This window comes from Zoogloea sp. (genome assembly GCF_028689785.1).
Taxonomy (GTDB): Bacteria; Pseudomonadota; Gammaproteobacteria; order Burkholderiales; family Rhodocyclaceae; genus Zoogloea.
This window is the reverse complement of record NZ_JAQVCN010000042.1, coordinates 1-11,416: the sequence shown is the minus strand read 5'-3', so window position 1 is coordinate 11,416 and position 11,416 is coordinate 1. Positions and strand designations below refer to the sequence as shown.

General features: G+C 65.8%; 9 protein-coding genes and 1 pseudogene. 4 read left to right on the top strand and 6 right to left on the bottom strand.

What is annotated here, in order from left to right; all coding sequences use genetic code 11:
• Positions 1 to 2 precede the first annotated feature (2 nt).
• A complete protein-coding gene (locus tag PHI64_RS16290; protein WP_299884821.1) occupies positions 3 to 647 on the bottom strand; it encodes a response regulator transcription factor in 645 nt (214 codons plus the stop codon).
• Between the two features lie 112 nt (positions 648 to 759).
• Here PHI64_RS16290 and PHI64_RS16285 point away from each other — a divergent pair, with 112 nt between their 5' ends.
• The 4 genes from PHI64_RS16285 (at position 760) to PHI64_RS16270 (ending at position 6,148) form a co-directional block, all read left to right on the top strand.
• Positions 760 to 2,847: a TonB-dependent siderophore receptor gene (locus tag PHI64_RS16285; protein WP_299884818.1), complete on the top strand. Its 2,088-nt coding sequence runs from the start codon at positions 760 to 762 to the stop codon at positions 2,845 to 2,847.
• A gap of 14 nt (positions 2,848 to 2,861) precedes the next feature.
• Positions 2,862 to 3,770, top strand: a complete 909-nt coding sequence (locus PHI64_RS16280) for an ABC transporter substrate binding protein (protein WP_299884815.1) — start codon at positions 2,862 to 2,864, stop codon at positions 3,768 to 3,770.
• Complete coding sequence (locus PHI64_RS16275; RefSeq protein ID WP_299884812.1) at positions 3,767 to 5,659, top strand: ATP-binding protein; 1,893 nt, start codon at positions 3,767 to 3,769, stop codon at positions 5,657 to 5,659. The genes PHI64_RS16280 and PHI64_RS16275 overlap by 4 nt, the downstream gene beginning before the upstream one ends.
• Before the next feature lie 66 nt (positions 5,660 to 5,725).
• On the top strand, positions 5,726 to 6,148 hold the full coding sequence (locus PHI64_RS16270; protein ID WP_299884809.1) for a PhaM family polyhydroxyalkanoate granule multifunctional regulatory protein: 423 nt from the start codon (positions 5,726 to 5,728) through the stop codon (positions 6,146 to 6,148).
• 26 nt (positions 6,149 to 6,174) lie between these two features.
• Here the strand turns inward: PHI64_RS16270 and PHI64_RS16265 are convergent, their stop codons facing one another.
• The 5 genes and pseudogenes from PHI64_RS16265 to PHI64_RS16245 all read right to left on the bottom strand — a co-directional run.
• Positions 6,175 to 7,095 (bottom strand): AEC family transporter, encoded by a 921-nt coding sequence (locus PHI64_RS16265; RefSeq protein WP_299884806.1) that lies wholly within the window; start codon positions 7,093 to 7,095, stop codon positions 6,175 to 6,177.
• 158 nt (positions 7,096 to 7,253) lie between these two features.
• The gene (locus PHI64_RS16260) at positions 7,254 to 8,489 is read right to left on the bottom strand and encodes an AMP-binding protein (RefSeq protein WP_299884803.1); all 1,236 of its coding nucleotides are present in this window, start codon (positions 8,487 to 8,489) and stop codon (positions 7,254 to 7,256) included.
• Positions 8,490 to 8,796: 307 nt separating this feature from the next.
• Complete coding sequence (locus tag PHI64_RS16255) at positions 8,797 to 9,597, bottom strand: ABC transporter ATP-binding protein (RefSeq protein ID WP_299884800.1); 801 nt, start codon at positions 9,595 to 9,597, stop codon at positions 8,797 to 8,799.
• A gap of 205 nt (positions 9,598 to 9,802) precedes the next feature.
• The gene (locus PHI64_RS16250) at positions 9,803 to 11,128 is read right to left on the bottom strand and encodes an ABC transporter substrate-binding protein (protein WP_299884798.1); all 1,326 of its coding nucleotides are present in this window, start codon (positions 11,126 to 11,128) and stop codon (positions 9,803 to 9,805) included.
• Positions 11,129 to 11,299: 171 nt separating this feature from the next.
• A pseudogene (locus PHI64_RS16245) lies at positions 11,300 to 11,416 on the bottom strand (branched-chain amino acid ABC transporter permease); the annotation flags it as partial.

The following is an 11,416-nucleotide window of genomic DNA, read 5'->3' as shown; positions in this document are numbered from 1 at the left end:
CCTCAGACCCGCAGGCCGGCCCGGGTCATCATCAGCAGGGCCTGGGCCCGGCTGGTCACGCCGAGGGCACGCAGGATGGCCGACACGTGCACCTTGACGGTGCCTTCCGACAGGCCAAGGAACTCGGCGATGTCCCGGTTGGACTTCCCCTGGGCCACCAGCTCAAGCACCCGCCCCTGGGCCGCGGTGAGCTGGAAGCGCTCGGCAAATGCCTGGCTGGCACGCCGGTTGCGGTTGCTCCCGTCACTTCCGATGGCCGCTTCGGGCGTGAACACGCCGCCAGACAGGATGGTGCGCACAGCCTCGATGAGGGTGTTGCTGGGGCTGGCCTTGGAGACGAAGCCCGAGGCACCGGCTTTCATCGCCCGATGCACCGACTCCCTGTCGTCCAGCGCCGACACCACCAGGGCCGGCACGGCAGGAAAGCGCTTGGCCACGACCCCCAGCAAGGAAAAACCGTTGATCTCCGGCAGCATCAGGTCCACCACCACGAGGTCGCAATCGGAGTCGGCCTCAAGTAGGGCCAGCGCGTCGGTGGCATTGCTGGCCTGCTCGCACACCACGTCTTCACGCACCTGGGCCAGGGTCAGAGCCATGGCCTCACGCACCAGAACGTGGTCTTCAACAATAAGAATGCGTGTCTGCATCAGTGTCGCTTGCTCACGGGTATCTACCTGAATTGGGTAGCCCCCAGTTTAGCCTACCCAGCCCCGGGCAAAACGGAGAAAATTAGCATCCCGGGCCGCCACGGCGCAAATCATGCCCATTTCCCACCCCACGCCACACGCCATCACCCTTCGCGCCCTGGTCGCGCTGACCCTGCTGTTCCCCTCAGCCCTGCCGGCCCGGGCCCAGCTCCAGACACCGGACAACAGCCCCGACGAAGCCGCCTACCTGGCCGACCTGCCGGTAGTGCTGTCGGCCACCCGGCTGCAGCAGGCCAGCGCCGACGCCCCTGGATCGCTGATGGTCGTTGACCGCCACATGATCCGTGCATCGGGAGCCCGCAACATTCACGAGCTGTTCATGCTGGTGCCGGGCTTCCAGGTCGGCCTGCATACTGGCAACCAGCCCCTCGTCACCTATCACGGCCTGTCCGACGAAGCACCCAGGCGCATGCTCGTGCAGGTGGACGGGCGCTCGGTGTACTCGCCCTACTTCATCGCCGGCGTGGAATGGAACCAGCTGGGCGTGGATATCGACGATATCGAGCGCATCGAGATCTTTCGCGGCACCAACTCGGCCGCCTACGGCAGCAATGCGTTTCTCGGCGTTGCCAACATCATCACCCGAGCCCCGTCCGAGACTCGCGGTGGCAGCCTGCGCTACCGAGCCGGCAGCGGTGGCATCAATGACGTAAAGGTGAGCGTGGGTGAGCGCCTCGGCAACGTGGACCTGCGCATCACCGCGGCACGCAACCATGACCGCGGTCTCTCCGCCATCAATGACTGGCGCACGTCCGAGCTAGCCACCCTGCGAGCCGACTGGGCCATCAACCACGACCATGTGCTTGAGTTCCAGGCAGGCTGGAGCAACAACGACCAGGGCACAGGCAAAGACGGTAACCCCACCGACCCGGAACGCACGGCCCGCATCGCCAACACCTTCGGCCTTCTACGCTGGCGGCATGCCCCCGCCCCCGACGAGGAACTCAGTGTCACCTGGTACCACCAGGAAGAAAACGGCCGTGACCGCTTTGCCCTGAGCGTCCCCATCCCACCCCGGCAATCCGGCCTGGCAGTGACCATCGGCCTCCCTTTCGACTTCGATTACGGCTTCCGGACGGTGCGTGACGACCTGGAGATCCAGCGCATCACCCGCCCCGCCCCCACGCTGCGGGCGGTCTTCGGGGCGGGCATGCGCGAAGACAAGCTCGACGCGCCGCTGCGCTTCAATTCGGACGAAAGGGTACGCCACGGCGTCAATCGCGCCTTCGGGACTCTGGAATGGCGCGCTGCGCCCGACTGGCTGTTCAATGCCGGTTTCATGGCCGAAGACAACTCTCTGACCGGAACTTCGCTAGCACCGCGGGCATCAGCCAATTATCATATGACGGAAAACCAGACCCTGCGTCTCGCCATCAACCGTTCATACCGGAGCCCCACTGCCTTCGAGCAGAAGTCCAGCATGATTTTTTCCACCTCCGCACCGGTCGTCACCCCCCTCATGACGATCCCCGCGGGCACCCCTGTCTCCCAGACCTTCCGGCCCTCTCCCGACCTGCGGGCCGAGCGAATCACCACCTACGAGGTGGGCTACCTGGCAGAGCTGCACCCTCTCCACGCCAGCATCGACACCCGCCTGTTCCTTGAGCGCGCCCGTGACCTGATCGAGATGCGCCTCGAAAACTCCAGCGTCGGCCTGATCCCCCGCAACAACACGCGCTACTTCGCCAACAGCGGCGAGGCGGACATCCGTGGCTTCGAGGTGCTCGCCACCTGGCGTCCGGCCACCGGCACCTGGCTGTCGCTGCATCACACCGAGTTGCGGGTGGACGGCCCCGGCGACCCTGCCGCCGCCAGCGGCGCACAGCCCAGCGGCTGGGTGGCCAACTCCGCCCCGCGGCACAGTTCCGGGCTCTTCGGCGCCTGGGAGTTCCACCCCCAATGGCAGGTCAGCATCGCCCGCCGCTGGGTAGGCGGGATGAGCTGGTACGCTGATGCAGAGCATCGCATCCGCATGTTCCGCCAGCTCGACCTGCAACTGCGCCACCGCCTGCCCCCCGAACTGCTTCGCGGCGAAGTCGCCCTCACTGCCCGCAACATCGACGGAGACGACGAGACCTTCGCCCCCCGGGCCTCCTGGTGGGGCCGCCAGGTTTTTGCCACCCTCCAGCTCGAACTCTGATCCGGATGGGTCTTGTGCTGCGCCTCCTCCTCCTTCTCGTGCTGGCCGTGGGCAACAGCTGGGCCCTCGCCGGGCAGGCATGCCTGGTGATGTCGGAAGAAGGGAGCGCCTTCAGCGAGGCGGCCGAGGCCCTGGGCGCAGAACTGCGCAGTGCCGGGCACCGCCTGCAGACCCTTCCCACTCCCCTGCGCAGCGACGACAGTACCACTCTCAGCAACTGCGCCCTGATCATCACCCTGGGCGCCCGGGCCGCCCAGAGCATCACCGCCCTCGCTCCACGCAGCCTCGTCCTCCACACACTGCTGCCGCGCAGCACCTACGAGCGCCTCCCCCTGCGCGCCGAGGACGCCCGCCGGGTATCAGCCGTCTTCATCGACCAGCCGCCGCCCCGGCAGATCGAACTTCTGCGCATCGCCCTGCCCGAGTGGTCGCGGGTAGCCCTGCTCGTCGGACGTGAAAGCCTTGAGCTCGGGCAACGCCTGCAAAGCGCGGCCCGGGAGCGGCGCCTGCGCCCCACCCTGGCCCAGCTCAGCGAGGAGAGCGAGCTCTACCCCACCCTGCAGCGCGCCCTGGCCGAACCCAGCATCCTGCTCGCCACACCCGACTCCACGGTCTACAACAACCGGACCATCTCCAACATTTTGCTCACCGCCTACCACCAGCGCTCCCCCGTGGTCGGCTTCTCGCCCGCCTACGTCAAGGCCGGTGCGCTGCTGGCCCTGTACAGCACCCCGGCCCAGGTCGGCCAGCAGGCCGGCGAAGCCGCACGCCAGGGGCTCGCCTCCGGCACCCTGCCGCCGCCGGCCGCACCACGCCATTTCCGCGTCAGTACCAACCCCTACGTGGCCCGCTCCCTGGGCATCGTCCTCGACGAACCCGGCGTCCTGCGCGAACGCCTTGAACGGGCCGAGGGCACCCCATGATCACCCCCAACGACTGGGATATCCGCCCCCGCGCCGTCCTGATCGCAGCCTTGCCCACCACGGTGATGGCACTGGTGCTGATCGCCTACTTCACTTCGTCCCGGCTCTCCGATCTCGAAGACGCCCATTCCCAGCGCGGCAAAGCCCTGGCCCGCCAGTTGGCCGCCGCCAGCGAGTACGGGGTTTTTTCCGGCAACCTGGAGAGCCTGCGCAAACAGGCAAACTCCATCCTCCAGGAGCGGGACGTGGTCCGCGTGGCGGTGTTCAGCCCCCTTCAGGAAGTGCTCGCCGACAGCACCCGCGGCACCCCCACCAGCGCAGGCCTGAGTGCCCGGGAGCACAGCCGCCCCCTGCTGTTCCGCGAACAGGTCACCGGGCCCGGCATTGCCCTTGACGACACCTTCCTCGAGACCGGCAGCAGCGGTGCGGCACAGGCTCAGGTCCGCCACGGCGAAGTGCTCGTCGAGATGAGCCGCGACTCCCTGCGTGCCGAAGAGTCCCGCCTGCTGCGGAACGCCATCCTGATGGTGGCTGCGGTATTGTTTGCCAGCGTGGCCCTCGCCCTGCGCATGAGCCGCGGCATTTCGGGCCCCATCCTGCGCATCGCCTCAACGGTGGCCAGCTTCGGCCAGGGCAACCTGAGTAGCCGGGTGCCCGTCGAAGGAGGCAAGAGCCTGCGCACCCTCGCAGAGGGGGTCAACGACATGGCCGACAAGCTCAGCGCCTCCCGGGAAGACCTGGAGCGGCAGATCGCCGCCGCAACCCGGGAACTGATGCAGAAAAAGGAAGAAGCCGAGCGCGGCAACCAGGCCAAGACACGCTTCCTCGCCGCCGCCAGCCACGATCTGCGCCAGCCCATGCATGCCCTCGGCCTGTTCGTCGCCGAGTTGGGTCAAAAGCAGCACGCCCCCGACACCCGCAGGCTGGTCGAACGCATCGCCGTATCGGCCGAGACCATGGAGAACCTCCTCGACAGCCTGCTCGACATCTCGCGCCTCGACGCTGGCGTGCTCGACCGCCAGATCAAGCCCTTCCCGCTACAGCCCCTGTTCGAACGCATCGACGTGGACTACCGCCGGGAAGCCGAGCTCCACGGCCAGCGCCTGCGCCTGCGCCCCACCAGCCTGTGGGTGGAGAGCGACCCCCTGCTCCTTGAGCGTATCCTCCACAACCTCATCAGCAATGCCCTGCGCTACGCCCCTCGCGGAACGGTGATGCTGGCCTGTCGCAAACGCGGCCAAAAGGTACGCATTGAAGTCCGGGACAACGGCCCGGGCATCTCTCCTGACGCCCAAGAGGCGATATTTCAGGAGTTCGTCCAGCTCGACAACCCGGAGCGCAACCGGGCCAAGGGCCTCGGCCTCGGCCTGGCCATCGTGCGCCGCCTCACCGACCTGCTGTCCCACCGCCTGGCGCTACGCTCCACCCCCGGCCACGGCGCCCTTTTCGCCCTCGAACTGCCCCTCGCCACGGCCAGCGTGATCCCCGAGGGCGCTCCGCCACCACCACCCCACTCCCTGCACGGGCTGCATGTGCTGCTGGTCGATGACGACGAACTGGCGCTGGCCAGCACCACCGGCCTGCTGGAATCCTGGGGCTGCACCGTGACCGCCACCGACACTCCGGACACGCTCTTTTCCACCCTCGCCGGGCACACCCCACCCGACATGATCGTCTGCGACTACCGGGTCGGCAGCACCGTGGACGGGCTCGCCGTCATCCGGGGCCTGCGCCAGCATTTCGGCAGACAGGTGCCGGCCATCATCCTGAGTGGCGACACCTCGGCCACCACCACGGGCGATGCCCAGCGCGCCGGCATTCCCCTGCTCCACAAGCCCGTCCGGCCCGCCCGGCTACGCGCGCTGCTGCAACGCAAAACCCAAGCCTGATGCAGGCGGGAAGTGCATCGGGTACTATCGAAGCGTCAATAACCAGTTGAAACAAAGGGGAGAGCGATGAGCACCGAAAACAACGCACAGGATCCGATGGAGTTCATGCGCAGCATGTGGAGCAAGATGGGTTTCAGCCTGCCCGGCATGGTCACGCCGACCCTCGACGTGGATGAACTCGACAAACGCATCTCCGACATGAAAGCCGTCGAGAACTGGCTCAAGATGAACCTCAGCTCCCTGCAGATGGCCACCCAAGGCCTTGAAATGCAGCGTGCCACCATCGCCGCCATGCAGGCCATGAGCAAGGTGGCCGCCGAAGGGGGCCGCAAAGACGGCGACGACAGCGCCCAACCCAACCCCTTTGCCAGCGGCATGTGGCCGTGGAACCTGATGCAGAATGCCGCCGAACAGAGCGCTGCTGCGGCCGCAGCAGCAGCCCCGACCCCGGCAGCACCGGCCAAGGGCAAGCCGAAGGAAGCCAAGTAATCCGCCCCCGGAGCTGGGCGCCAGGTTCAGGCGCCCCAGCCCGTCAGCAAGGCCAGCCAGGCGGTCAAGCTTACCGCCGCCGCCACCGTGGTGGCCGAAATCAACCAGGCCACCCCTGGCCCGTCTCCCCCCATGCGCATGGCCAGAATGTAGGCCGATGACGCTGTGGGCAGCGCTGCAAACAACACCGCCGTGGCAAACGCCGTTCCGGTCAAGCCCAGCAGACCGCCCAGCCACCAGGCAATGGCCGGTAGCGCCAGCAGCTTGACCACACACAGGTAGACCGCCCCCAGACGCCCCCCCTCACTCCGACCGCCCCGCAAGGCGGCCCCCACTGCGAGCAGGCCAAGGGTCACCGCCGCATCGGCCAGACGTTGCAGGAAGGGCAGCACCGGCTCCGGCAAGTGCAGGCCAGAGAAGCTGAAGGCCATGCCCGCCAGCGTGGCGACAATCAGGGGGTTCCGGGCCAGCTCCTGCCAGAGCCGCCCCTGCCCGTGGTGAGCCAGAAAACCCACCGCCGCCATGTTGGCAAAGGGCACCATCGCACCGCACAGCGCCCCCATCGCAGCCACCCCCGCAGCACCGCCAAACTTGCCGGCCACCGCGATCCCGATGTAAGTGTTGAAGCGATAGGCACATTGCAGCCGCGAAGCGAAGGCCATCGCCCCCAGGCCCATCAAGGGCCGCCCCAGCAAACCCAGCACCAGGCCACTGCCCATGGTCAGCAGGCCCACCGCAAACAGGGGCGCGAAGGTGTGCAGGTGGATCTGCGCCCGGGCCAGCGCATTGAACAGCAGGGCAGGAAACAGCACGAAGTAGACCAGCTTCTCCACCCCCTGCCAGAAGCCATCTTCCAACCTTGCGTGACGGCGCAACACCACCCCGAGGGCTATCAGGGCAAAATCAGGCAGGAGAAGCAGGAAGCTCTGCACGGCGGGCACACCCATCGGGAACAGGCAGCGAGTGTGCCAGAAGCCCTCCGCCCCCGACCATGCGGGTTAGCCACAAGCCCACCCGGCAAGCCCCGGCGATCCTGCCGCGGGGGTCAAAAAAAGCGCCGGGAGAGGCCGGCGCTGTCAAAACACATCCTCCTGAAGGATTCGCTTCACTCGTACTTGCGTACGTCGTCGATCACCTTGCCGTCATTGGCCAGGCTGCCCGGAGCACAGAACAGCACCTCGCCCCGCAGCTTGGTCAGCTCGCGGATGGACACGGCGACCGCCTCCGCCAGCCCCTCTTCCGGCCCCGCATGCTCACAGTGCAGAGTCATGCGGTCGCTGTGGTCCGGGTTGTCCGCCACCAGGCGCCCCCGGCCGATCTCCGGGTGACGCTTGAGCACAGCCGCCACCTGGCCCGGGTGCACGAACATGCCCTTGACCTTGGTGGTCTGGTCGGCGCGGCCCAGCCAGCCTTTGATGCGGATATTGGTCCGGCCGCAGGGCGACGCCCCCGGCAGCACCGCTGACAGATCGCCGGTACCAAAGCGGATCAGGGGGTAATCGGGATTGAAGGTGGTCACCACCACCTCCCCCACTTCACCGGGCGCTACCGGGTCGCCGGTGCCTGGGCGGACGATTTCCAGCAGCACGTCCTCATCCAGCACCAGCCCCTCGCGGGCCGGGGTCTCGAAGGCGATCAGACCCAAATCGGCAGTAGCGTAGGCCTGATAGGCCTGGATGCCGCGAGCAGCCAGGGCTTCACGCTGGCTGGGGGGAAAGGCCTCACCGGAGACGAAGGCCTTCTTCAGACTGTCGATTTTCACCCCCAGCTCGTCGGCCTTGTCGAGGATGATGCGCAGGAAGGACGGCGTGCCGGCATAGGCGTCGGGGCGCAGATCCTGCATGGCCGCCACCTGCTGTTCGGTCTGCCCCACTCCGGCTGGAAACACCGTGCAACCCAGGGCATGGGCGGCAGTCTCCATCATCGAACCCGCCGGGGTGAAGTGATACGAGAAGGTGTTGTGCACCAGGTCGCCGCTGCGAAAGCCCGCCGCATAGAAGGCCCGGGCCAGACGCCAGTAATCCTTGCGCGCGCCCTCCGGTTCGTAGATCGGGCCGGGCGATGCGAACACCCGGGCGCAGCCCGCTCCCCACTGCACCGCCGCCAGGCCACCAAAGGGCCGGGCCGCCTTCTGCAGCTCCGCAAGATCCGACTTGCGGGTCACCGGCAGGGTGGCGAGGGCTTCGCGAGTGGTGATGGTGGCCGGATCCACATCTTTCAGCAAGGCAGAGAAGGCCGGGGCATGCGCCCTGGCATGGGCCACCTGGGCTGGCAGACGGGCCAGCAGGTCACGCTCCCGCTCGGCGGGGTCGCGGGTTTCACGGGCGTCGTAGTAGTTCATGGTTTCTCCGCGAGCGGAAAGTTGTTCTTCTGGGGGCCGAAGCGGATCCGGCCTTGTTTTTCAGCTTTACCTGGACGGCGCGCCCTTGTTCCACCTCAGGCTGGCGGGATCGCGCCTTTCGGGATGGCCTGACTCTCCCGGGGGGTCAAACTTATCCGGCCGCGGACTTTGCCCAAGGGCTTGCCAGTGATCCGGCGGGCGGAGGTCGAATGAATTCGACCCCAAGACGCCTTCCACAACTGTGATGCGGTAGAACCACGGCCCGAACCGATGCGCGTCTGAGCCTCCGCGCAGCACAAGGGCACCCTTACGACAACCAGCGCTTCCGCCGCCGGTAGTGCTTCACTTCCCGGAAACTCTTCCGCCCTTCCGACGACAGTCCCAGGTAGAACTCCTTCACATCCTCATTCGTCCGCAGATCGGCGGCCTCCCCCTCCATCACCACTCTCCCGTTCTCCAGGATGTAGCCAAAATCCGCATAGCGCAGGGCCACCATGGTGTTCTGCTCGGCCAGCAGGAAGCTCACGTTCTCCTTGCTGTTGAGGTCCTTCACGATCTCGAAGATCTCCTCGACGATCTGCGGCGCGAGGCCCATGGAGGGCTCGTCAAGCAGGATCATCTCGGGCTTGGCCATCAGGGCGCGGCCGATGGCGCACATCTGCTGCTCGCCGCCGGAGGTGTAGCCGGCCTGGGACGTCCGCCGCGTCTTGAGACGGGGAAAATAGTTGTACACCTTGTCCAAGCTGTCCTTGAGCTCGGCGCGGGACTGGCTTCGGGTGTATGCACCGGTAAGCAGGTTCTCCTCGATGGACAGGTGGCCGAAGCAGTGCCGGCCTTCCATCACCTGGATCACACCCTTCTTCACCAGCTCGGCTGGTGTCTTCTGGTCGATGCGCTCACCCTTGAACTCGACGCTACCCTTGGTCACGTCACCGCGCTCGGCGCGCAGCAGGTTGGAGATCGACTTGAGCGTGGTGCTCTTGCCGGCACCGTTGGCACCCAGCAGCGCCACGATCTTGCCCTGGGGCACCTGCAGGGAGACACCCTTGAGCACAAGGATCACGTGGTCGTAGATGACCTCGATGTTGTTGATGCTGAGGTAAGACATGGCAGCGGCCATCCCCTTTTTACGGGTGACTCACATCACCCTCGATCTTGTTCTATCGCGAAAAACCCATCTGCCGCAGCCTGAGGTGGCGATAAACCGTAGCGAGCACCCCGAGGTCGCAAGGAGGAACGGAGCTGTACTGTGGAGTACAGCAAGTACCGGACTTGCGAGATCGGGGGCGCAGTAGGTTTATCGCCGCCCCAGGTCAGCTTTCTTTGGAGCAGTCGCGGGGCTTGATGCCCTTTTCCTTGGCATAGGTGGCGGCGGACTCTTCGATCATGCCGCGCACCAGCGGGCGATCCGAGTCAACCCAGTCGGTGATGACCTTCCACTGGCTACCGTCCCACTGCTGAAACTTCACCTTGCCCGGACCTTCGTGGTCGGCACAGGTGATCTTCAGCGGCGGCATGAAGCCGGTGGCACCCAGGGCCTTCAGCCGGGCGTCATCCAGGTTGAGGTTCTCGAAGCCCCAGCGCACCTGCTCGCCGGTCAGGGCCTTGCCCTTGCCGTACTTCTCCTGGGCCTTGCGGATCGCCTCGACGGTGATGATGCCGTGCACCACGCCGCGGTTGTAATACACCGAGCCGACACGGGTCTTGTCTTCCATGTTGCCCTTGTTCTTGCCGTACACATGCTTCTTGATGTCGGCCACGACCGGGTAGTTGGCGCCCGCCACATTGAAGCCGGCGGCAATGAAGCCCTTGGCAGCGGGGCCCGCGGGGATGGTGTCTTCCTCGGCGCCGGACCACCACACACCGATCAGCTTCTCGCGGGGGAAGCCCGTCTTGGCGGCGGCCTTGATGGCGGTGGGGTTCATCACACCCCAGCCCCACAGCACCACGTAGTCAGGCTTGGCCTGGCGGATCTGCAGCCACTGGGACTGCTGCTCGTTGCCCGGGTGGGCCACGGCGATCTTGATCACTTCAAAGCCATGCTTGGCCGCCAGCTTGTCCATGATGGCGTGGGACTCTTTGCCGTAAGCGGAATCATGGTAGAGCAGGCCAATCTTCTTGCCCTTCAGCTTGTCCATGCCGCCTTCCTTCTGGCCCATGAAGTTCACGATGGCGGAAGCCTGGGACCAGTAGGTGGTGATCATCGGGAAGACCCACGGGAAGACCCGGCCGTCCGCCGCATCGGTGCGACCGTAGCCGATGGTGACCATGGGGATCTTGTCCTGAGCGACCTTGTCCAGAACCGAGTAGGTGATACCGGTGGAGACGGGCTGGAACACGGAGTTGCCGGTACTGCCCTTCTTCTTCAGGCGCTCGTAACACTCGACGCCCCGGGCATTGTTGTATTCGGTCTCGCACTCTTCCCAGATCAGTTTGACGCCATTGACGCCGCCATCGCGCTCATTGACGAGCTGCATGTAATCGATCCAGCCACCAAACAAGCCCGAACCACCCGCCGCATAGGGGCCGACGCGATAGCTGGGCAGGCCGATGAACTGCTCCTCGTTGGCGCTGGCCATGGAAGAACCCAGCAGTCCGGCGATGACGGCGCCGAGCAGAACGGTTTTCTTCAGTTTCATGTGTTTGTCTCCTCTTTTATGGTGTGGATGCAGCAACAACTCTAGACCGGACCTCCGTGAAGAAAGCGTGGCGAGCAGGCCCGAGGCTGAAACGAGGAGCGGAGCTGTACTGAAGTACAGCGAGCACCGGAATTGCAGGATCGGGACGCGCAGTAGCTTTATTCATGAAGGTCAATGGGGGAAGGGCCACAGGCGCAGCTTCTCTTTGGCGATCTGCCACAGGCGCGCCAGGCCGTGGGGCTCGACGATCAGGAAGAAGAAGATCAAGCCGCCAAAGACGATGAGCAG